Genomic DNA, 22,131 nt, shown 5'->3' with positions numbered 1-22,131 from the left:
CGCTGTGTTTCGCCACCCCGCAAGCGGGATGGACTTTTTCAAAGGAACCTCGACCATCCGAAGGATGGACGGGGTATCAACATATCTGGCGTTGATTTTTGGCACGCTGTTGAGTTCTCAAGGAACGGACGCTTCCTTTGTACTCACCCGCAGAACAATTTCTGGGGCTTTCCTCCGGGCGCTTCCCTTCGGTCTTGCGTTTCCAACCCTACCAGATCCTTTTCCCGTTCCGTTTCCGGTTCAGAATTTGTTTCCAGTGGCCGTTGGGAGCCTTTTGCCTTTCGGCTGATCCGACTTTATCAGAGATTCTGAGCCGGAATTCCCGCCCCCATCGACACGAGGAATCGCACATGGATGTGCGCCACGTTCCGTTCAGGCGGAGACGTAAACGTACTGGAGCAGAGCACCCCGATGCAAATCGGGGGCTCCACTCCAAGAGCGTCGGTGTCAGACCTCGACCACGACGGGCAGGATCATCGGGCGCCGGCGGTAGGTGTCGGAGACCCACTTGCCGAGCACGCGCCTGATGAGCTGCTGCACCTGGTGGGGCTCGGACACACCGTCGGCAGCTGACTTCTGGATGGCTTCCTCCACCTTGGGGACCACCGCGTCGAACGCCGCGTCCTCGATGCCGGAGCCTCGTGCGTGGATGTTCGGACCGCCCACGACCTTGCCTGTCGTGGAGTCCACCACGACGAAGACGGAGATGATCCCCTCTTCACCGAGGATGCGGCGGTCCTTGAGAGAGGCTTCGGTGACATCGCCGACCGAGAGGCCGTCGACGTACACATAGCCGGCCTGGACCTTGCCGACGATTCGCGCCTTGCCGTCGATGAGATCGACGACGACTCCGTCCTCGGCGATGACGATGTGGTCCTTGGGTACGCCCGTCAGCGCACCGAGCTCGGCGTTGGCACGCAGATGGCGCCACTCGCCGTGGACCGGCATCAGGTTCTTCGGCCTGCAGATGTTGTAGAAGTACAGCAGCTCGCCGGCCGAGGCGTGGCCCGAGACATGGACCTTGGCATTGCCCTTGTGGATGACGTTCGCACCCCAGCGGGTCAGGCCGTTGATCACGCGGTAGACCGCGTTCTCGTTGCCCGGGATGAGGGACGAGGCCAGGATCACCGTGTCGCCCTGGACGATACGGATCTGGTGGTCGCGGTTGGCCATCCGGGACAGGGCAGCCATCGGTTCACCCTGGGACCCCGTGCAGACGAGCACGATCTGGTGGTCCGGAAGATCGTCGAGCGTCTTGACGTCGACGACCAGGCCGGGCGGGACCTTCAGATAGCCCAGGTCGCGGGCGATACCCATGTTGCGGACCATCGAGCGGCCGACGAAGGCGACGCGCCTGCCGTACTCGTGCGCCGCGTCGAGGATCTGCTGGATGCGATGGACGTGGCTGGCGAAGCTGGCCACGATGATGCGCTTCTGGGCGTTCGCGAAGACCGTGCGCAGCACGTTGGAGATCTCGCGCTCGGGCGGGACGAAGCCCGGGACCTCGGCGTTCGTCGAGTCGGACAGCAGGAGGTCGATGCCCTCCTCGCTGAGCCGGGCGAACGCGTGCAGGTCGGTGAGGCGGCTGTCCAGCGGAAGCTGGTCCATCTTGAAGTCGCCGGTGTGGACCACCATGCCCGCCGGGGTGCGGATGGCGACCGCCAGGGCGTCCGGGATGGAGTGGTTGACCGCGATGAACTCACAGTCGAAGGGGCCGATGCGCTCGCGGTGGCCCTCGGTGACTTCGAGGGTGTACGGGCGGATCCGGTGCTCCTGGAGCTTTGCCTCGATCAGGGCGAGGGTCAGCTTGGAGCCGATCAGAGGGATGTCCGGCTTCAGCCGGAGCAGGTACGGGACGGCGCCGATGTGGTCCTCGTGGCCGTGCGTGAGCACGATGCCTTCGACGTCGTCGAGACGGTCACGGATGGTCGTGAAGTCCGGCAGGATCAGATCGACCCCGGGCTGCTCCTCCTCGGGGAAGAGAACGCCGCAGTCGACGATGAGCAGCCGGCCGCCGTATTCGAAGACCGTCATGTTGCGGCCGATCTCGCCGAGGCCGCCGAGCGGGGTGACGCGCAGGCCGCCCTTGGGCAACTTGGGGGGCGCGCCGAGTTCGGGATGCGGATGACTCAAAAGACTCTCCTCACCACATACGCCACGTACCGCTGGGGCACGTGGCGTACATGACATTCGTGCACTTGCTGTTGTCTGTGACCGGCCACTGAGGGCCGGCTTTCTTCAGGTATTCAGTTTTGAAGTCTGTGTTCAGAGCTGTACCCCGCCGGCAGCCAGGTCGACCTTGAGCTGGGCGGTTTCCTCCGGTGAGAGCTCCACCAGGGGCAGGCGCAGCGGGCCGGCGGGCAGTCCCTTGAGACTCAGGGCCGCCTTGGTGGTGATGACGCCCTGGGTGCGGAACATGCCGGTGAAGACCGGCAGCAGCTGCTGGTGGATCTCGGTGGCCTTGTGGACGTCACCGGTGAGATGGGCGTCGAGCAGGGCGCGGAGCTCCGGCGTGACGATATGGCCGACGACGGAGACGAAGCCGACCGCGCCGACGGAGAGCAGCGGAAGATTGAGCATGTCATCGCCGGAGTACCAGGCGAGGCCGCTGCGGGCGATGGCCCAGCTGGCGCGGCCGAGGTCCCCCTTGGCGTCCTTGTTGGCGACGATGCGCGGGTGGTCGGCGAGGCGGACGATCGTCTCGGTGTCGATCGGGACTCCGCTGCGGCCGGGGATGTCGTACAGCATCACCGGGAGCTCGGTGGAGTCCGCGATGGCCGAGAAGTGACGGAACAGGCCCTCCTGCGGGGGCTTGTTGTAATACGGCGTCACCGCAAGCAGGCCGTGTGCGCCGGCGCGCTCGGCGGCGCGGGCGAGCTCGATGCTGTGGTGGGTGTCGTTGGTGCCGACGCCGGCGACGACGTGGGCCCGGTCTCCGACCGCTTCCAGCACGGCCCGTACGAGCTGGTCTTTCTCCGCGTTGCTGGTGGTGGGCGACTCACCGGTGGTGCCGTTGATGACCAGGCCGTCGTTGCCTGCGTCGACCAGATGGGCGGCCAGTCGCTGGGCGCCTGCGAGGTCGAGTGCGCCGTCCGCCGTAAAAGGCGTGACCATGGCGGTGAGAACCCGCCCGAAGGGGGTCTGCGGAGTGGAGATCGGAGCCATGGGTAACACGCTACTCGCTGCTCAGTGCACGGTGCCCCCTTGGGGGACGTGACGTACAACGTGGAATGTGGAGCCCGGCACTGCCTGCTCGGGGGTTCAAGCAGTGCCGGGTCCGTTTGATCAGCCTAGATGAACTTCTCGAAACGCCGCAATCCGGACACTTCACCGGGCGGATCGGACATCTGTGCCCTACGGAGCGATGCGGCCGTTGGCATTGAAGGCCGCGTACGTGAGCGGCATGAGCTTCGCCCACTGCTGCTCCATCTTCTCGCCGACCATCTCGATCTCGCGCTGCGGGAAGGACGGGACCTTCGCGTCCTCGTGCTGGGTGCGCAGACCGAGGAAGTGCATCAGTGAGCGGGCGTTGCACGTCGCGTACATCGAGGAGTAGAGGCCGACCGGGAGCACAGCGCGGGCCACCTCGCGGGCCACGCCCGCGTCGAGCATCTCCTCGTACGCCTCGTACGCGTGGCGGTACGAGTCCTCCATGACGCGGCCGGTGAGCTCCTGCTGCGCCTGGGTGCCCTCGACGAAGACGTACTTGCCCGGGCGCCCCTCCTGGATCAGCTTGCGCTCGGCGTCCGGGATGTAGAAGACGGGCTCCAGACGGCGGTAGCGACCGGATTCCTCGTTGTACGACCAGCCGACGCGGTGGCGCATGAACTCGCGGAAGACGAAGATCGGGGCGCTGATGAAGAAGGTCATCGAGTTGTGCTCGAACGGGCTGCCGTGGCGGTCGCGCATCAGGTAGTTGATGAGCCCCTGGGAGCGCTCCGGGTCCTTGGAGAGCTCTTCGAGCGACTGCTCGCCTGCGGTGGAGACGCGGGCAGCCCACAGCACATCGGAGTCTCCTGCGGTGTGCTTCACCAGTTCGACAGTCACATCGCTGCGGTAGGTGGGCTTGGCGTTCTCTGCGGGGGTCGCGCTCACCGGCGGGGTCCTTCCAGTTGCATCGCTCGGGCGGCGCCCACTCTACGGCGCACCACCGACAGCGCAGGACAGGCCGACGTTGTGGGGTGTCCTTTGGTCAATACGGGGAATTCGGGCACCGAATGACAGCTCTGCACGTCTGTACCCGTAGCAGTGTCCTTTCACGAGATGACCAGGAGAGTCCTTTGATGTCCCTCCCCCCGCCACCGCCGGGAGGTACCCCCAGGCGCGAGGCCGTTCCGTTCTCGTTCGTCGCCGAGGCCGAGCGCTTCCGCAGCAACGTCGCTCCACCGCCCCGTGAACGGCCCAGCACGTCGCAGCTCGCGAGCCGTGCGCTGATCGGCCTGACCATCGTCGCCGGGCTCGTCGGCTCGCTGCTGTTCGGGATTCCCGCGCTGGAGACCGGAAAGGCCACGGGGCACGGGCAGCAGTCCGAGGCGTCGGACGGTCGCTGACCCTCCCCCACTGCTCTGACGGGCGTGGGGGGCACCCCCATGGCCCCCTGGGGTGGTCGTGTCACGGCCGCCTCGGTAGCCTCACCGGGCACAGCCCAATCGAGTGTGCTGGTGAGTGAGGATCAGTCGTGCCCCTGCCTTTTCTGACGGCCGACCGGGCTGTCGGCGCTGCCGACGGTTCCGAGGACGTTGCGCTGCCCTTCGACGACCACGACCACTGGCGGCGTCCGTACCGCCCAGGTCCGTGGCGGGTCGGGACTGCGGCACTGCTGCTGCTGCTCGCCTCGTTCGTGCTGCTCGCGGCGATGATCATCGCGTTCGCCGGAGCAGTGCCGGGCGCGGCGTTGTGCATGGCGATCGGTGCGCTGTTGATCTCGACCGCGCTGCGGCTGCTGCGCATGGGTACCTGGGTCAGCCGCCACGGCGTGCGCCGGGTGGCCTTCTTCACCACCACCACGCTGTCCTGGAACCGCGCCCCGGCGCTACGCACGGTGCAGCAGCCGGTGCGCTGGCTCGGGCTGCCACGCACCGTGCAGGGCCAAGCACTCGTCCTCGAACGGAAGAACAACGAGCCGCTCCTGCTGCTCACCGACCACAACGCCGACTTCCTGTCGCGGGCCGAGGCCTTCGAGCGGGCCACCGACAGCGTGGAGGCCTGGGGCGACGAATACCGTCGCGGCTAGGTCCTGGGCGGGCGGACGACTCAGCTGGGAGCGGGCCTGCCGTCGTGCAGGGCGATCGCGCGCTGCATCGCCCTGCGGGCACGCGGGGTGTCCCGGGCGTCGTGATAGGCGACGGCGAGCCGGAACCAGCATCGCCAGTCCTGCGGTGAATCCTCGGTCTCGGCGCGGCGCTTGGCGAACACGGCGTCGGCCGAGTCCCGGTCGATACGGCCGCCGGGCGTACGGACCAGCTCGTCGACCGGCAGTCCGTCCTCGGCGTCCAGCTCCGCGGCGAGCTGGTTGGCCCGGCTCACGAACTGTGTGTTCTTCCAGAGGAACCAGACACCGATCACCGGCAGGATCAGCACCGCGGCACCGAATGTGACGGTGAGCGCGGTGCCCTGCTGTATCAGCATCACACCGCGGCTGCCGACCAGGACGAAGTAGACGACCAGGACGGCTGCCGTGACGAAGTACGAGATCTTTGCGCGCATGGTGAGGTCCTGATCAGCCCAGGTCGAGGAAGTTCTCCAGGCCGAAGGTGAGGCCGGGAGCGGACACCACGCGGCGCACGCCGAGCAGGATGCCCGGCATGAAGCTGCTGTGGTGCAGGGAGTCGTGCCGGATGGTCAGTGTCTCGCCCTCGCCGCCGAGCAGGACCTCCTGGTGGGCGAGGAGCCCGCGCAGCCGCACCGCGTGCACCGGGACGCCGTCGACGTCCGCGCCACGTGCGCCGTCCAGGGCGGCGACGGTGGCATCGGGCTGCGGTGCGCAGCCGGCCTCGGCCCGGGCGGCGGCGATGAGCTGGGCGGTGCGGGTGGCGGTGCCGCTCGGGGCGTCGGCCTTGTTCGGGTGGTGCAGTTCCACGACCTCGACGGACTCGAAGTAACGCGCGGCCTGCTGGGCGAACTTCATCGTCAGGACCGCGCCGATGGAGAAGTTGGGCGCGATGAGCACACCGGTCTCCGGCGAGGCGGCGAGCGAGGTCTGCAGCTGCGCGAGGCGCTCGTCGGTCCAGCCGGTGGTGCCGACGACGGCGTGCATCCCGTGGCGTACGCAGAAGTCGAGGTTGCCCATTACCGAGGCCGGAGTGGTGAGCTCGACCACGACCTCGGTGCCGGACTCCACCAGGGTCTCCAGCTTGTCGCCCCGGCCGAGGGCCGCGACCAGTTCCATGTCGTCGGCGGCCTCGACGGCTCGTACCGCCTCGGAGCCGATACGGCCCTTGGCGCCGAGAACGGCCACGCGCAGCTTGCTCATTGTTGCTTCCCTTGCTTCTAGGAGACCGCTTCTAGGAGACCGCTTCGTGGAGCCGGTCGGCCTGCTTGTCCTTCAGCGGGCCGATGACGGAGAGCGACGGGCGCTGACCCAGTACGTCGCGGGCCACCGCACGCACATCGTCGGGGGTGACCGCGGCTATCCGGGCCAGCATGTCGTCGACCGACATCTGAGAGCCCCAGCACAGCTCGCTCTTGCCGATGCGGTTCATGAGCGCGCCCGTGTCCTCGAGGCCCAGCACGGTGGAGCCGGAGAGCTGGCCGATGGCGCGGCCGATCTCGTCGTCCGCAAGCCCCTCGGAGGCGACCCGGTCGAGCTCGTCGCGGCAGATCTTGAGGACGTCGTGGACCTGGCTGGGCCTGCAGCCGGCGTAGACGCCGAACAGACCGGTGTCGGCGAAGCCCGAGGTGTACGAGTACACGCTGTAGGCGAGGCCCCTCTTCTCGCGGACCTCCTGGAACAGCCGGGAGGACATCCCTCCGCCGAGCGCGGTGTTCAGTACCCCCAGCGCCCAGCGGCGCTCGTCGGTGCGGGCCAGGCCCGGCATGCCGAGCACGACATGCGCCTGCTCGGTCCTGCGGTTCACCAGGTCGACCCGGCCCGCGGTGCGCAGGGCGCGCCGTCCGTCACGGGGCGCGGTGGGGACCACGTCCGTACGGGACAGGGCGCCGGCCTTCTCGAAGGCGCTGCGGACCTGGCGTACGACCGTCGCGTGGTCGATGTTGCCGGCTGCGGCCACGACCAGATGGGTGGGGTCGTAGTGCTTCTTGTAGAAACGGCGGACGCGGTCAGCGGTGAGCGCGTTGACGGTGTCGACGGTGCCGAGGACCGGGCGGCCGAGGGGAGAGTCGCCGAACATCGTGTGCGCGAACAGGTCGTGCACGCAGTCGCCCGGGTCGTCCTCGGTCATCGCGATCTCCTCGAGGATGACGCCGCGCTCCGCGTCGACGTCCTCCTGCCGGATCAGCGAGCCGGTGAGCATGTCGCAGACCACGTCGATGGCGAGCGGCAGGTCGGTGTCGAGCACCCGTGCGTAGTAGCAGGTGTACTCCTTCGCCGTGAAGGCGTTCATCTCGCCGCCGACCGCGTCGATCGCGGCGGAGATGTCGAGGGCGGAGCGCTTGTGCGTGCCCTTGAACAGGAGGTGCTCGAGGTAGTGGGTGGCACCGCCCAGGGACGGAGTCTCGTCGCGCGAGCCGACGTTCGCCCAGATCCCGAAGGTGGCCGAGCGCACGGAGGGCAGGGTCTCGGTGACGACGCGCAGGCCGCCGGGGAGGACGGTGCGACGGACCGTACCGATGCCGTGCTCGCCCTTGAGAAGGGTTTGGGTACGGGCGACGGCCCGCTCCTCCGAGGAGGGGCGGGCCGTCGTCCTGGAACTACGGGACGTCACTTGGCAGCGTCGTCCTTGTTCTCGGAACCCTCGGCGGAGCCGCTGTCCGACGCGCTCTCCTCGCCCTCGATCACGGGGATCAGGGAGAGCTTGCCGCGGGAGTCGATCTCGGCGATCTCAACCTGGACCTTGGCGCCGACGGCGACGACGTCCTCGACGTTCTCCACGCGCTTGCCGCCGGCCAGCTTGCGGATCTGCGAGATGTGCAGCAGACCGTCCTTGCCCGGGAGCAGGGACACGAACGCACCGAAGGTGGTCGTCTTGACGACCGTGCCCAGGTAGCGCTCGCCGACCTCCGGCATCGTCGGGTTGGCGATGCTGTTGATCGTGGCGCGGGCGGCCTCGGCGGCCGGGCCGTCGGCGGCACCGATGTAGATGGTGCCGTCGTCCTCGATCGTGATGTCGGCGCCGGTGTCCTCCTGGATCTGGTTGATCATCTTGCCCTTGGGGCCGATGACCTCACCGATCTTGTCCACGGGGATCTTGACGGTGATGATCCGCGGGGCGTTCGGGGACATCTCGTCCGGGACGTCGATGGCCTCGTTCATCACATCGAGGATGTGGAGGCGGGCGTCGCGGGCCTGCTTCAGCGCGGCGGCCAGGACCGAGGCGGGGATGCCGTCGAGCTTGGTGTCGAGCTGGAGCGCGGTGACGAAGGTCTTCGTACCGGCGACCTTGAAGTCCATGTCGCCGAAGGCGTCCTCCGCACCGAGGATGTCGGTGAGGGCGACGTAGTGCGTCTCGCCGTCGATCTCCTGGGAGATCAGGCCCATGGCGATACCGGCGACGGGGGCCTTGAGCGGCACACCGGCGTTCAGCAGCGACATGGTGGAGGCGCAGACCGAGCCCATGGACGTCGAGCCGTTGGAGCCCAGCGCCTCGGAGACCTGGCGGATGGCGTAGGGGAACTCCTCGCGCGACGGCAGCACCGGCACGATGGCGCGCTCGGCGAGCGCACCGTGGCCGATCTCGCGGCGCTTGGGCGAGCCCACGCGGCCGGTCTCACCGACGGAGTACGGCGGGAAGTTGTAGTTGTGCATGTAGCGCTTGCGGGTCACCGGGGAAAGGGTGTCCAGCTGCTGCTCCATACGGAGCATGTTGAGGGTGGTGACGCCCAGGATCTGGGTCTCGCCACGCTCGAACAGCGCCGAGCCGTGCACACGCGGGATGGCCTCGACCTCGGCGGCGAGCGTACGGATGTCCGTCACGCCACGGCCGTCGATGCGGACCTTGTCCTTGATCACGCGCTCGCGGACCAGCTTCTTGGTCAGCGCGCGGTAGGCACCGGAGATCTCCTTCTCGCGGCCCTCGAACTGCGGGAGCAGCTTCTCGGCGGCGATCTCCTTGATGCGGTCGAGCTCGGCCTCGCGCTCCTGCTTGCCGGCGATGGTCAGCGCCTGGGTGAGCTCGCCCTTGACGGCGGCGGTCAGCGCCTCCAGGACGTCGTCCTGGTACTCGAGGAAGACCGGGAAGTCGCCGGTGGGCTTGGCAGCCTTGGCGGCGAGGTCCGACTGGGCCTTGCAGAGCACCTTGATGAAGGGCTTCGCGGCCTCGAGACCGGCGGCGACAACCTCCTCGGTCGGCGCCTCGGCGCCGCCCTTGACGAGCTCGATGGTCTTCTCGGTGGCCTCGGCCTCGACCATCATGATCGCGACGTCGCCGTCCTCGAGGACGCGGCCGGCGACCACCATGTCGAAGACGGCGTCCTCGAGCTCGGTGTGGGTCGGGAAGGCCACCCACTGGCCCTTGATCAGGGCGACACGGGTGCCGCCGATCGGGCCGGAGAAGGGCAGGCCGGCCAGCTGCGTGGAGCAGGAGGCGGCGTTGATGGCGACCACGTCGTAGAGGTGGTCGGGGTTGAGGGCCATGATCGTCTCGACGATCTGGATCTCGTTGCGCAGGCCCTTCCTGAAGGACGGGCGCAGCGGGCGGTCGATGAGGCGGCAGGTGAGGATCGCGTCCTCGGAGGGCCGGCCCTCACGACGGAAGAAGGAGCCGGGAATCTTGCCGGCTGCGTACATCCGCTCCTCGACGTCCACCGTCAGGGGGAAGAAGTCGAGCTGGTCCTTGGGCTTCTTGGAAGCGGTCGTGGCCGACAGCACCATGGTGTCGTCGTCCAGGTACGCCACGGCGGAGCCGGCGGCCTGCTTGGCCAGGCGGCCCGTCTCGAAGCGGATGGTGCGGGTGCCGAAGGAACCGTTGTCAATGACGGCCTCGGCGTAGTGGGTCTCGTTCTCCACTAGCGGTTTCTCCTACGTTTCGTCTTTTCGTCCTCTGCCCGTGTGGCGAGGACGGTGGTGGAGAAGCGCGCCTTGTGTGCGGGCCGGTCTTCGATCGAAGCACCCGGGATGTTGTGTCCGGGCGCCACTACCGAGGACCGGCGGCGAGGAGGCGGCTTCTCGCTCGATGAGTGTGGCGTTGTGTGACCAGACTAATTGCCGTCCGGTACATCTCGCACGTACAGCAAAGGAGCGGCCCCCTCAGAGTGGGAACCGCTCCCTCCACGGCTGTCCTACTTGGCGCCGCCGGCCGCACCGCGGCGGATGCCGAGGCGGTCGACCAGCGTACGGAAGCGCTGGATGTCCTTCTTGGCCAGGTACTGCAGCAGGCGGCGGCGCTGGCCGACCAGGATCAGCAGACCACGGCGGGAGTGGTGGTCGTGCTTGTGGGTCTTGAGGTGCTCGGTCAGGTCCGAGATGCGGCGGGAAAGCATCGCGACCTGGACCTCGGGGGAGCCGGTGTCGCCCTCCTTGGTGCCGAACTCGCCGATGATCTGCTTCTTCGTAGCGGCGTCGAGAGACACTCGGTACTCCTCTTGCTGTTCGATGCGCCCGCGAGTGCCCCTGGTCTTGGTCTCAGGAGAGCTTCCGTTACTCGGAGGCGAAGGTCCGATGAGCGCTGCACCCAGATGATCCGGGGGCGCGTACACAAACGGCCGTCACACAGCCTACCAGCCCGTTCAGGAGGTCAGCGCACGGATGGAGTGGTAGACGTCGAAGACGGCGAGGCAGAGGGGGATGAGCGTGAGCAGCACAAACGTCTCGGCGACCTCCAGGAATCGCCCCCAGAAGGGGGTGACGCCCTTCCGCGGCACGATGAGCCCGATGGCGGTGATCAACGCGGCGACCCCGGCGACCGCGGCGGTGAGCCAGATCGTGCGGATGTCGAGTGCCGCGCTGTCGCCGCGCAGGGCGTCGCGCATCAGCTCCGTCGGAGGGTTGAGGCACAGTCCGAGCCCGAGCAGCACCAGGGAGCCGAGGCCCGCCGCGAGGGCGCAGCCGACCTGGGTCGTGTAGCGGAAGAGGTGGGCACGCATCAGCATGGCGATGCCCGTGGCCAGCGCGAGCAGCTGTCCCCACACGTTGTCGGAGAAGCCCAGTACCGCCGCGGACCCGACGGCCACCAGTGCGCAGCCGCCGACGAGGCCCACCAGCAGTTCGTGGCCGCGCCGGGCCTGAGCGGCGATGCGCCGGGCGTCGACCGGGCCCTGGGGCTCGGGGTCCGCCCCGTAGCCGCCGACGGCGGTCCGGGGCGGGTCGAAGCCGATGGGGAGGCGGGCGAAGCGTGTGGAAAGACCCGGCAGGAAGGCGAGGGCTCCCACGGCGAGCGGGGAGCACACCGCGGCGGTCTCGATCGGCTCCAGCTTGGCCGTGATGGCGACGAAGGTCACCAGCAGACCGACGGTGGCGGCGAAGACGAAGGCCACGAAGGGGCCGTCCCCGCCGGGGGCGACGATCATCAGGATCACCGAAACGACGAGAACCGCGGCGCAGGCGAGCAGGAACTGAAGCCTGCCGATTCCCTGCCCCTCCGCCGGCGGCAGCAGTCCGGCACCGGCCACGGCGGCGTTCGCCATCGCGCCGATACCCAGAGCGACGGACGAGCCACGGTCGTCGTACACCCGGGCCCGCACCCCCGCGAGCGCGAGCAGCAGGACGCCGGTGACGGCTGCCAGGATGCCCGGCAGCCCGTGCATGTCATGCCGGGGGCCGGCCGTCCACAGCACGAAGGCGACCAGCACCAGCAGGACCGACCCGCCGAAGAGCCCGGCACCGCGCATCAGGTCGTCGGTCCAGAGCGTGCGATCGCGGGCGACCGCGGAGGCGACGGCATCGGAGACGTCGTCGAAGACCGCCGGCGGCAGTGACTCGGCGAAGGGCCGCAGGGACAGCAGCTCGCCGTCGAGGATGCGCTGGGCGGCAAGGGAACGCGCACCGTCGAGCACGGTGCCGTCGCGGCGCACCAGGTGATAGCCGACCGGAGCGCCCGGGGTGGGGCTCTGTCCGGACAGCCGGAGGAGCTCCGGGTACAGGTCGGCGACGGGGATGTCTTCGGGCAGCGCCACGTCGACGCGACCGTCCGGCGCGACGACCGTGATCCGGCAGAAACCGGTTCCGCCGCTGGACGGAGTCGCGGGAGCCGGCTGACCGGCTCCGGTGGCCGCGGCTGGGGCCGTCATACTCACCTGCTGCTTCCCCTCGTGATTCTCTTGCATCGCTGGACTGGCGTTGCGCTCCGAATGACCCTTTTTTTGCGGTAGTTCATGGGTGCGCAAACACGTCGCGCCACCCTACCGCCCACCCGTTACCCGGTACGCCAGTAGGATCCCTCCCCGCGGATGGAACCCGTCGCCACGGGGGCGCCGATAGGAACATTTCCGTCCGGCAAGGGAATTGGTGAGCTGTGAGTCAGATCGTCGTCAAGCGCCCACCACGGGCCCTGCCGTCCGAAGTACCCGGCGAGCAGGTGCAGCTGCAACCCCCGCCCGAGCTGCCGAGAGGGCAGCAGGAGGGCGCGCTGATGCAGCTGTTGCCGATGCTGGGCATGGGCGGTTCGGTCGTCTTCTTCTTCATGACCCCGAATCCGATCATGCGGATCATGGGCATGGTGATGATCGCCTCCACGGTCGGCATGGCCATCGCGATGCTCGTCCGCTACCGGCGCGGCACGCAGGGGCAGCTCGCCGATCTGCGACGCGACTACCTGAAGTACTTGACGCAGACCAGGCGCACCGTGCTGCGCACCGCCCATCTGCAGCGCGATGCGCAGTTCTACCTTCACCCGTCCCCCGAGCAGCTGTGGGCACTTGTCGCCGAGGGCAGCCGGGTGTGGGAGCGGCGCGTCGGCGACGAGGACTTCGCGCAGGTACGCATCGGTCTGGGCAGTCAGCAGCTGGCCACACCGCTCATCGCCCCCGACACCGCGCCCGTTGACGAGCTGGAGCCGCTCACGGCGGGCGCGATGCAGCAGTTCCTGACGGCGCACAGCACACTGGACGGCCTGCCCATGGCCGTATCGCTGCGCGCCTTCTACCACTTGACGGTGAGCGGTGAGCCGGAGTCCGTCCGGTCGGCGGCCCGCGCGATGGTCGGCTCGCTCGCCTCTCTGCACTCTCCCGAGGACGTGGTCATCGCCATCGCCGCGGGGAGCAGCGCGGCCCCGCAGTGGGAGTGGGCGAAGTGGCTGCCGCACGTCCAGGCCCCGGGCGCCGGCGACGGCGCGGGCAGCCGGCGTCTGATCACCACTGATGCGCGGGACCTGCAGGACATGCTCGCGGCACGTCTCGACGGACGTCCGCGCTTCCAGGGCGGCAATCACCCGCTCCTGGACCAGCCGCACATCGTCGTCGTGCTCGACGGCCAGTCGGTGCCCGCGATGTCCGCGCTCGCCGCGGCCGAGGGACTGCAGGGTGTGACCATCATCGAGGTCGTACCGGGCGAAATGACCGGTGCGCGCGGTGGCTTGTCGGTGGTCGTGCACCCCGATTCCCTGCAACTGGCGTCGGGACACGGCCTGGTGTACGACGGAGCGCCCGACCGGCTGAGTCTCGAAGCCGCCGAGGCGCTCGCCCGTCAGCTCGCGCCGCTGCGCGTCGCCTCGGGCTCGGACGACGACGAACCGCTGCTCGCCAACCTCGACTTCACCGACCTTCTGAACCTTGGCGACGCCGCGTCGGTCGACGTGACCCGCACCTGGCGCCCCCGATCCCAGTCGGAGCGGCTGCGCGTGCCGATCGGTGTCGGCGAGGGTGGTGCTCCCGTGATGCTCGACCTCAAGGAGGCCGCGCAGGAGGGTATGGGCCCGCACGGCCTGTGTGTCGGCGCCACCGGTTCGGGGAAGTCCGAGCTGCTGCGCACGCTCGTACTGGGCCTGGCCGTCACACATTCCTCGGAGACGCTCAACTTCGTCCTCGCGGACTTCAAGGGTGGCGCCACCTTCGCCGGAATGTCCCAGATGCCGCATGTCGCAGCGGTGATCACCAACCTGGCGGACGACCTGACGCTGGTGGACCGCATGGGCGACTCCATCCGCGGTGAGCTGAACCGCCGCCAGGAGATGCTGCGCGACGCCGGCAACTACGCCAACATCCACGACTACGAGAAGGCGCGCGCCGCGGGGGCCCCGCTGCAGCCCATTCCGTCACTCGTTCTGGTCATCGACGAGTTCAGCGAACTCCTCACCGCCATGCCGGACTTCATCGAGATGTTCGTGCAGATCGGCCGCATCGGACGCTCGCTGGGCGTGCATCTGCTGCTGGCGTCCCAGCGACTGGAGGAGGGCCGGCTGCGGGGCCTCGAGACGTATCTGTCGTACCGGGTCGGTCTGCGCACCTTCTCCGCGGCCGAGTCGCGTGCGGCGATCGGTGTGCCCGACGCCTACCAGCTGCCCAACGTTCCCGGCTCCGGATATCTGAAGTTCGGTACGGACGAGATGGTGCGGTTCAAGGCGGCATACGTCTCCGGGGTGTACCGCGACAACCAGCACGCGGCGGTCCCCGGCGGTTCGCTGCCCGTCGACCGCAGGCCGGTGCCGTTCACCGCGGCGCCCGTCACGGTCCACTACGCCGAACCGACCGCCGGGCCGCGCGTGCCGGAAGCGCGTACGTCCGAGGACGACGCGCTGGCCGATTCCGTCCTCGATGTCATCGTGCGGCGGCTCGAAGGCCGGGGCGCGGAGGCCCATCAGGTGTGGCTGCCGCCGCTGGACAACCCGCCGCCGCTGGACGAAATTCTTCCCGGACTCGCCAATGTGCAGGGCCGCGGTCTGACTCAGCCCGGGTACGAGGGTGCGGGCCGGCTCGTCGTACCCCTGGGTGTCGTCGACAAGCCGTACGAGCAGCGCCGCGACACGCTCTTCCGGGACTTCTCCGGGGCAGCCGGCCACATGCAGATCGTCGGCGGTCCGCAGTCGGGCAAGTCGACCCTGCTGAGGACGATCATCTCTGCCTTCGCCCTGACCCACACGCCACAGGAAGTGCAGTTCTACGGCCTCGACTTCGGTGGTGGCGGCTTGTCGTCGGTCGCCGGCCTGCCGCACGTCGGCGGTGTCGCCTCGCGCCTGGACCCCGAGAAGGTGCGGCGCACGGTGGCCGAGGTGTACGGCATCCTGGCGCGGCGCGAGGAGTACTTCCGCAGCGCGGGCATCGACTCCATCGCCACGTACCGCAGACTGCGGGCGCGCGGCGACATCTCGGTGACGGAGCAGCCGTGGGGTGACGTCTTCCTGGTCATCGACGGCTGGGGCAATTTCCGTACCGACTACGAAGGCCTCGAGCATGCGGTCCTGGACATCGCGGCGCGCGGGCTCGGCTACGGCATCCATGTCATCCTCACGGCGTCGCGCTCGATGGAGGTCCGGTCGAACCTCAAGGACCACCTGATGAACCGGCTCGAGCTGCGGCTGGGCGACACCATGGACTCGGAGGTGGACCGCAAGGTCGCCGTCAACGTCCCGACGGGCGTGCCCGGACGCGGTCTGACTCCGGAAAAGCTGCACTTCATGGCGGCTGTGCCGCGTATCGACGGCATCAACTCCGACAGTGATCTGTCCGAGGCCACGGCCGCGATGGCGCAGGAGGTCACACGGCACTGGACCGCGCCGGGAGCCCCGCCCGTGCGGCTGCTGCCGCGCGAGCTGCCGGTGGAGAACCTTCCGGCGGGCTTCGCGGAGCCGCAGCGCGGAGTGGCCTTCGCCATCGACGAGAACAGCCTGGAACCGGTCTTCGTCAACTTCGAGCGCGATCCGTTCTTCCTGTTGTTCGGCGAGAGCGAGTCCGGCAAGTCCAACCTCCTGCGGCTGCTCATCAAGCAGCTCACGGAGCGGTACGACGGGGACTCCGCCAAGTTCTTCGTGATCGACAACCGGCGTGCACTGCTGGACGTCACCCCGGCCACGCACCTGGCCGAGTACGTCCCCATGTCGAACAACATGGAGCACCACGTGGACGCCCTGGCGGACCTGATGCAGCGCCGTACGCCGTCGGCCGATGTCACCGCGCAGCAGCTGCGGGACCGAAGCTGGTGGCGGGGCCCCTCGGTGTACGTCGTCGTCGACGACTACGACCTGGTGTCCACCTCGAGCGGCAATCCGCTGGCCAAGCTCACGGAGCACCTGCCGTTCGCGCGCGATGTGGGCGTCCGGTTCATCATCGCCCGCAGCGCCGCCGGAGCCAGCCGGTCCTCGTACGAACCCTTCATGCAGCGGATGATGGAGCTCGGCGCACAGGGTGTGCTGCTCTCCGGCGACCCGCAGGAGGGCGACGTGCTCGGTGGCGTCCGGATGCGGCCGATGCCGGCGGGCCGGGGCACCTTCGTCTCGCGCCAGCGCGGTAACCCCCTCGTCCAGACGGGCCTCATGCCGGGGGACGCGAACGGATGACCGTCGCGGCGGTCCGGACTGCCGTGTTCTCCCTCGCGTTCTTCGCCTTCACCCTGCTGGGTGCCCGGGAGCTCCATCGGCGCTTCCGGGCACGCCACTTCGCGACCCCGCAGACGCACGAGCCGCCAGTGGCGTCGTTCGCTTGGCAGGGCCGGACCTCGGGACACGTTCATGGGGCGCCGGCACGAGGTCGACGGAATCCGTCTGTCGGTGACGGCGCCCCTGTCGGGGCAGTGCGAAATGATTCATGTCGTCAACAACTTGGTACACAGCATCCAAGCCCACGTCCTGGACAGCGCTTGCTCGTCGCAGCGCCGGTGCCGGACTGGATCCCGGGCACGCACAGCGGTTCCTCAGCGAGGTGGGTCAGGATCCCGACGCGTACGCCTCCGCACGGCGGGCGTACACCGCAAACGGGGTCAACGACGTCATCAACGGCGGCAACCGGTCCACAACCTCGATGCACGGCCGGGTGCGCGACGCGGTGGCGCCGGGCGCGGGCATCCCGAGCGACTCGCGGGCCGACGCCACCTACGAGTATCACGTCGCGTCCGACAAGGATTACAACGAAGCCGCGGCCGACAAGCAGAAGTGGGTGGACGGCATTCTCGGCATGGGCATGGACAAGGCCGCCCAGTGCGTGCCGATCGCGGGCGACGTTCTCGGATGGATTTCCGAGGACGTCCAGGACTCCATCACGAAGAGCATCGAGAAGGACACCACCACCGAGGCGGAGCCCGAGGCGGGCGGCGAATACTCCAACGGCCGTTCGCAGGCCATCCGCTCGGCGGAGGACGCTGTGAGGCAGGCGCTGGCCAACAACCACGACATCAACCCGGACACGGCCGACGCCCTCAAGCGCGCAGCGCGGACCGCCGCGGGCATCAGCCACTCGGACGGGGCTCAGTGGGACTCGGAGAGTGACTCGAATTGACGCGCATGGCGCGCATCATCTGCATGACCCCGGCCGCGACCGCGATCGCCGTGGCGGTGGCGGGCTGCTCGGACGATCCGCAGCGGGAGTACGCCGTACCGAAGGCCCTGTGCGGGGCCGCGATCCCGGAGAATGCACTCTCGTCGCTGCTGCCTCCCGGTAAGAACCTCACCGCTGAGGAGGACACGCCGGTCCCCGACGCGATCACCACGTGCAAGCTGTCCGTGGACGGCGATCAGGTGCTCTCCGTCGAACGGGAACGCCGTGAGGCGGGCGCCTCGGCACGCGACATCGCGGTCAAAAAGATCTCCGTCCGGCAACCGAAGTCCGCAGCGAACCGCACGATCGCGTACGCCGATTGGGCCGCGGTCCCGGTCATCAGCTGCCGCGGGGAGGGCAACGCCGAGGAGGGCATCTCGACGGTCATCAAGGTCATCGAGCCCGGGGTACCGGAGGAGTCGGCGATGAAGGACCTGATCACCGCGTACACATCCGCACATCCGCACTGAAGACGCAGGACGCCTGCGGCGGCCCCTAGCGCGACAGTCGGGTCCTGGTCGTGGACGGCTGGAGGAAGCAGATCGGCGCGGAAGGAGCTGAGCAGACGGACGTGCGAGGGCCGTAACGGGCAGGGGCGCGACGGCACGATCGGGCGACAGCAGTGGCACGCCGGAGCGGGACACGGTGTCCTCGGGCATGGGAAGGGGTGGGCACCCCTCGCGCGTGCCCACCCCGGACGGCTGCGAACAGCCTCAGCCCTATGAGAAGTAGCCGGCAGCCTTCTTGTCGCCGCCCATGTAGTCACCGCCGGCGCGGGCGACGACCTGGGTGATGGACACGAGAGCCTGGTGAATGATGTTGGCCTCCTGGTCCCACTTCACCTGCGCGTCGACGTAGGCCGTGTGCGCATCGCCCTGCCACCCGGCGGCCACGGTGGCCACAGCCTTCTTGATGTCCGCGAGGTCCTCTTCGAGCTGCTTGGCCTGGTTGCCGAGCACCGTGGCCGTCGCATCGAGTGCACCGTATTTGACGACGAGCTCATCGTACGAACCCAAAGCCATGGTTCCCCCATCTCCTTGATGGTTGCGTTTCAGTGATTACTTGCTGAGGTCGAGCACGCTCAGTGGTCTAGAGGCCGCGGAGGCTCGACTGCGGGGCGCCATCGTTGACGTTGATGCTCTGCACAGCCGCACGGATGTCGTCCTCCGTGCCGTCCTTGATCTTGCGCGTCGCACTCATCGACTCGACGTAGTTGGCAAGGATGTTGCCGATGCGCACCATCGAGTTGTTGATCTCATACTGCTTCGCGTCGAAGGCACCGGCGCCGATGCCCTTCCACTGACCTTCGAGGCTGTCGATCGTGCCCTGAATCTGGTGCAGCTGCCCCTTGATCGAGTTGAACTTCTGGAGAATGTGCTCCTGAAGCTTGGTTACTTGCTGATCTGATAGCTGCTGGCCCTGTGACATGACTGCGTTTCCCTTCTGAACTGTCGTTGCAACTTGCTGGCCTGTGCCGCTTCACCGGGAAGTGAGAGGCAGAGGTTGACGTGAGGCGATGGCGCCTGATCGGAGAGCGCTGGTGACGGTCACGCGCTGCGACGCTTCCGGAGGATGGCGACGGCTCCGCCTCCGATCACCACCACGGCGGCCACGGCTCCAAGTACCCACCCCAGCTGGCCGCTGCCGTCCGAGGACTCCGAACTGGAGCCTGCCACGGTGGTGTTGGAGCCGGGCTTGGGCTTCGGGGCTTGTGACGAGGCTGGTGCAGAGGGATTGGGAGAGGCGGAGGAGCCGGAGGAGCCACCGACCCTCTCGTTGGTGAGGGGGTTGACGTTGGGGTCGCCGGGTTTGCCGACCCCGCGGTTGATATGGGCGCCGGGGCGGACGACGCCGTAGCCGAGGTAATTGCTGACCGTGCCCTTCTTCCAGCCATCGCCCCGGCCGGCGGACTCGAACATGACGCGGAGCACCTGGTTTCCGGTCCAGTCAGGGTGGGCGGACCAGATGAGGGCGGCGGCGGCAGACGTGATGGCTGTGGCGGCGCTGGTTCCACCGTCGCCGTCGCAATAGCGTTTGAAGGTCTCGTCGCACCAATACGGAATGTCATTACCAGGGGCGGCGATGTCCACGAAGTCGCCGTGCTGCGAGTAGTCGGCTACTTCACCGTCGGAGCCAGTTGCAGCGACACCGACAACTTCCGCATAGTTGGCCGGATATTCTGGCTTGTTTCCCTTTTTCGCCGAATTTCCGACGGGTGCGAAAAAGAGCTTCCCCTTACTCTGCGCATACTTGACTGCCTCCTCCTCCTCGGCAATCCAGTATTTACTACCGAACGACATGCTGATGATCTGCGCGTCGCTGTCGGCTGCCGCCCTGATGGCTTCCTTTACGTCCCAGTCATTGACTTTGCGCTTGGCCTCGAAATTCTCGTCCGCGATGCGATACGGAATGATCTTTACGTCTGGTGCCAGACCACGTAGGCCGCCACCCCGGCCAGTTCCAGCGATCAGCTCGGCCATGGTTGTCCCATGTCCGTCGTAGTCGTCGGTAGCCTCGCCGGCAACGTTGGTGAGATCCAAGCCCTTCTGGACCTGACCCGTCAGCGCAGGCGTGGAGGAATTGACTCCCGTATCGATGACGGCAACTTTGATGCCTTTTCCAGTGGAAGTCTTCCAGATCTCCTCGGCACCCATCGCGTCCAGGTACCACTGTTTCGACTGCACGTCCGCAGCAAGAGCTGCAGGAGCAGTACCAGCGACGTTTGCCGCAATGGTGCCGATCACGGCCACCGTGGAGAGCAGGCCTCGCCGAAAGACGTACGGCTTGCTGCGCTTCCGGATCTGGCTCATTCCTGCCGTCATCCTGACTTCCGAACCTTCCCAGTGCTTAGTCGATCACCGGCGGCACGGCACCGCGGCGTCGGGCCGTCCACGTCTCTTCGTCTTCCGTCAGGTAGTCCGGACGCGTCGATCCGGTGGGCTCCTGCTCCTCGTTCTCAGACTCGTTCCGGCCCTTGGAGCCGCGGACAAGCCCCGAACCGCCCTGCGTAAAGCCACCTGCACCAGGACGTGAGCGGGAGGAGTCAGCCCGCGGCGTACCCACAACTCCATTCGGACCAGCTGTCACCCGACCGCCAGGCCGTGACGAGTTGTTCGCAGGATTCGCGCCGATGACACCCTGCTGGCCGACCCTCCCCGCAGCACTACGCCCCGGCGTGGTTCCCTCGCCTCCAATGACCGTGCCGCGCGGAATACGGGATCCTGAGGAACCTGTGGTGGTGGCACGCTGGGGGTTACCACCCACGATTCCGTCCGCACGACCTCCACGGGCAGCCCCATTCGATGGTCCCGTACCAGTACGGCCCGCAGTGGGCTGGCCGACCGTGCCGGCTGGGCGACCCGCCACGGGGCTCTGGCCCGCCGGCCCAACACGGCCTGTGCCGGCTGGGCGACCCGCCACAGGGCTCTGACCCACCGGCCCAACACGGCCTGTGCCACCGGTGCCTCCCATGGGTGCGGGCCCGCTTCGCGCAGCCCCTGCCCGTCCCTCCGCCGGGCCCCTGCCAGCTGTTGCGGCTCGGCCGGGTGGATTCACGCCCTCGGCCCTTGGCCGCGGAACGCCGGAAGTTCCCGTCACACGAGGTGTTCCGCCTCGTACAGGCGGAAAGCCGCCTGTCACCGGAGGCATAGACACCACTGGCGGGGCGGTTCCAGGGACAGTCTGAGCCGGCGCCTGGCCCGGCAACGTGGTGGGTGCAGGCGGCGCTGCGACGGTGTCGATCTCCATCGATGGATCTCGGGATGGAGTCGGCGCTACCAGACCAATTGTGTCAGTCCGAGGTCTGCCATCTGTTCCGGTGATCTCGACCTGTCGAACATCCGACTGCTGCCTGGTCGAGTTCGAGACCTCATCACCTGATGAAGAATCGCCGGACTCAACACGCCGTGTGCCGGTCGTCGGCGGCGGCACCGCAGCCATGTACGCCCGCGGCGGATCGGGCATCGGCTGAACCGCCAGCGTCTCTTGCGAAATGGCATAGAAGGACGCCAGGCGGTTCATCTGGTTGATGGCTTCCTGACGGTCCCTCTCGACCTGGAGATACCTCTGGTACTCGGGGTTGTCATTGCTCCGCTCTGCGAGCGGGAAGTCTTCCAGCTTCTTCTGTACCGCACGGGTGTCGCGCGGTGGCTGCGCGTTGCGAACCGAGGTCAGGCCAGTGCTGGCCACTTCCATCTGGGCGCCGACGGCGTTGGCGATCTTGCCGATACCCCAGGCGTACGCGACCACGTCGGAGCCGTACGCCTTGAACGCTGCGGCGCCTTCACCCTCCCAATGGGTCGCCTTGACGAATGCGTCCAGTTCCTTGGCGGCTTCGTTAAGGGCCGTCTTCGCCGCTTTCAGCGACTCAGCGGCGTGTTCCAGGTGACTCGGGCTTGCGCTCTCCAGGAGGTCGAGCATCTGGTTCAACCGGTATCCGTCGAACGAAGTGCGGCCACCAGTGCCTAGGCCGAGAACACCCATCGCATTCGAGAGCTGCTGTGAAACATCGGTGACGACGAACTTTACATCGATCAGCGCCTCGTCCTCTTGCTGCTTCTCCACCTGCTCCTGAGTCGTCAGAGGCGGCTTCGCGCTCGGCTGCTTCTCTTCACTCAT

At 67.7% G+C, this 22,131-nt stretch carries 19 protein-coding genes; 6 read left to right on the top strand and 13 right to left on the bottom strand.

The genetic code is table 11. From position 1 onward, the window contains the following. The coding region (locus ACFYWI_RS02770; protein ID WP_389224390.1) for a hypothetical protein at window positions 1–289 on the top strand (289 nt) is incomplete at its 5' end. A gap of 158 nt (window positions 290–447) precedes the next feature. On the opposite strand, the gene ACFYWI_RS02765 is transcribed toward ACFYWI_RS02770, so the two are convergent. From ACFYWI_RS02765 to thyX, 3 genes are all read right to left on the bottom strand, one after another. Continuing rightward, window positions 448–2,133 carry a ribonuclease J gene (locus ACFYWI_RS02765; protein ID WP_389224388.1) on the bottom strand — a complete coding sequence of 562 codons (1,686 nt, stop codon included), beginning with the start codon at window positions 2,131–2,133 and terminating at the stop codon, window positions 448–450. Between the two features lie 132 nt (window positions 2,134–2,265). Continuing rightward, window positions 2,266–3,165, bottom strand: coding sequence for a 4-hydroxy-tetrahydrodipicolinate synthase (gene dapA, locus ACFYWI_RS02760; RefSeq protein ID WP_389224385.1), 900 nt, complete (start codon window positions 3,163–3,165; stop codon window positions 2,266–2,268). Between the two features lie 189 nt (window positions 3,166–3,354). Beyond that, complete coding sequence (gene thyX, locus ACFYWI_RS02755; RefSeq protein WP_389224382.1) at window positions 3,355–4,095, bottom strand: FAD-dependent thymidylate synthase; 741 nt, start codon at window positions 4,093–4,095, stop codon at window positions 3,355–3,357. 188 nt (window positions 4,096–4,283) lie between these two features. Here thyX and ACFYWI_RS02750 point away from each other — a divergent pair, with 188 nt between their 5' ends. Continuing rightward, window positions 4,284–4,550 (top strand): hypothetical protein, encoded by a 267-nt coding sequence (locus ACFYWI_RS02750; RefSeq protein ID WP_389224379.1) that lies wholly within the window; start codon window positions 4,284–4,286, stop codon window positions 4,548–4,550. A gap of 128 nt (window positions 4,551–4,678) precedes the next feature. After that, entirely contained in the window at window positions 4,679–5,233 is a 555-nt protein-coding gene (locus ACFYWI_RS02745; protein ID WP_389224376.1) for a hypothetical protein, read from the top strand. Between the two features lie 20 nt (window positions 5,234–5,253). On the opposite strand, the gene ACFYWI_RS02740 is transcribed toward ACFYWI_RS02745, so the two are convergent. From ACFYWI_RS02740 to eccD, 6 genes are all read right to left on the bottom strand, one after another. Next, on the bottom strand, window positions 5,254–5,706 hold the full coding sequence (locus tag ACFYWI_RS02740; protein ID WP_389224373.1) for a hypothetical protein: 453 nt from the start codon (window positions 5,704–5,706) through the stop codon (window positions 5,254–5,256). Between the two features lie 13 nt (window positions 5,707–5,719). Continuing rightward, complete coding sequence (gene dapB, locus ACFYWI_RS02735; protein WP_389224370.1) at window positions 5,720–6,472, bottom strand: 4-hydroxy-tetrahydrodipicolinate reductase; 753 nt, start codon at window positions 6,470–6,472, stop codon at window positions 5,720–5,722. 31 nt (window positions 6,473–6,503) lie between these two features. Continuing rightward, window positions 6,504–7,883 (bottom strand): M16 family metallopeptidase, encoded by a 1,380-nt coding sequence (locus tag ACFYWI_RS02730; protein WP_389224367.1) that lies wholly within the window; start codon window positions 7,881–7,883, stop codon window positions 6,504–6,506. After that, the gene (locus ACFYWI_RS02725) at window positions 7,880–10,123 is read right to left on the bottom strand and encodes a polyribonucleotide nucleotidyltransferase (protein WP_389224365.1); all 2,244 of its coding nucleotides are present in this window, start codon (window positions 10,121–10,123) and stop codon (window positions 7,880–7,882) included. The genes ACFYWI_RS02730 and ACFYWI_RS02725 overlap by 4 nt, the downstream gene beginning before the upstream one ends. Window positions 10,124–10,395: 272 nt before the next feature. Next, window positions 10,396–10,686 carry a 30S ribosomal protein S15 gene (rpsO, locus tag ACFYWI_RS02720; RefSeq protein WP_147988422.1) on the bottom strand — a complete coding sequence of 97 codons (291 nt, stop codon included), beginning with the start codon at window positions 10,684–10,686 and terminating at the stop codon, window positions 10,396–10,398. Window positions 10,687–10,842: 156 nt separating this feature from the next. Further along, window positions 10,843–12,342, bottom strand: coding sequence for a type VII secretion integral membrane protein EccD (gene eccD, locus ACFYWI_RS02715; RefSeq protein WP_389224361.1), 1,500 nt, complete (start codon window positions 12,340–12,342; stop codon window positions 10,843–10,845). Window positions 12,343–12,566: 224 nt separating this feature from the next. Here eccD and eccCa point away from each other — a divergent pair, with 224 nt between their 5' ends. From eccCa to ACFYWI_RS02700, 3 genes are all read left to right on the top strand, one after another. Next, window positions 12,567–16,541 carry a type VII secretion protein EccCa gene (eccCa, locus tag ACFYWI_RS02710; protein WP_389224358.1) on the top strand — a complete coding sequence of 1,325 codons (3,975 nt, stop codon included), beginning with the start codon at window positions 12,567–12,569 and terminating at the stop codon, window positions 16,539–16,541. Window positions 16,542–16,788: 247 nt separating this feature from the next. After that, a complete protein-coding gene (locus ACFYWI_RS02705; protein WP_389224355.1) occupies window positions 16,789–17,475 on the top strand; it encodes a hypothetical protein in 687 nt (228 codons plus the stop codon). Window positions 17,476–17,480: 5 nt separating this feature from the next. Beyond that, window positions 17,481–17,984: a hypothetical protein gene (locus ACFYWI_RS02700; protein ID WP_389224352.1), complete on the top strand. Its 504-nt coding sequence runs from the start codon at window positions 17,481–17,483 to the stop codon at window positions 17,982–17,984. 249 nt (window positions 17,985–18,233) lie between these two features. Here the strand turns inward: ACFYWI_RS02700 and ACFYWI_RS02695 are convergent, their stop codons facing one another. From ACFYWI_RS02695 to ACFYWI_RS02680, 4 genes are all read right to left on the bottom strand, one after another. Next, window positions 18,234–18,536 (bottom strand): WXG100 family type VII secretion target, encoded by a 303-nt coding sequence (locus ACFYWI_RS02695; protein WP_389224349.1) that lies wholly within the window; start codon window positions 18,534–18,536, stop codon window positions 18,234–18,236. 67 nt (window positions 18,537–18,603) lie between these two features. Continuing rightward, window positions 18,604–18,942: a WXG100 family type VII secretion target gene (locus ACFYWI_RS02690; protein ID WP_389224346.1), complete on the bottom strand. Its 339-nt coding sequence runs from the start codon at window positions 18,940–18,942 to the stop codon at window positions 18,604–18,606. 119 nt (window positions 18,943–19,061) lie between these two features. Beyond that, window positions 19,062–20,336 (bottom strand): S8 family serine peptidase, encoded by a 1,275-nt coding sequence (locus ACFYWI_RS02685; protein WP_389224343.1) that lies wholly within the window; start codon window positions 20,334–20,336, stop codon window positions 19,062–19,064. Between the two features lie 25 nt (window positions 20,337–20,361). Then, the gene (locus ACFYWI_RS02680; protein WP_389224340.1) at window positions 20,362–22,131 is read right to left on the bottom strand and encodes a hypothetical protein; all 1,770 of its coding nucleotides are present in this window, start codon (window positions 22,129–22,131) and stop codon (window positions 20,362–20,364) included.

Source organism: Streptomyces sp. NPDC002889, from assembly GCF_042888425.1.
Taxonomy (GTDB): Bacteria; Actinomycetota; Actinomycetes; order Streptomycetales; family Streptomycetaceae; genus Streptomyces.
This window is presented reverse-complemented; position numbering and strand designations above follow the sequence as displayed.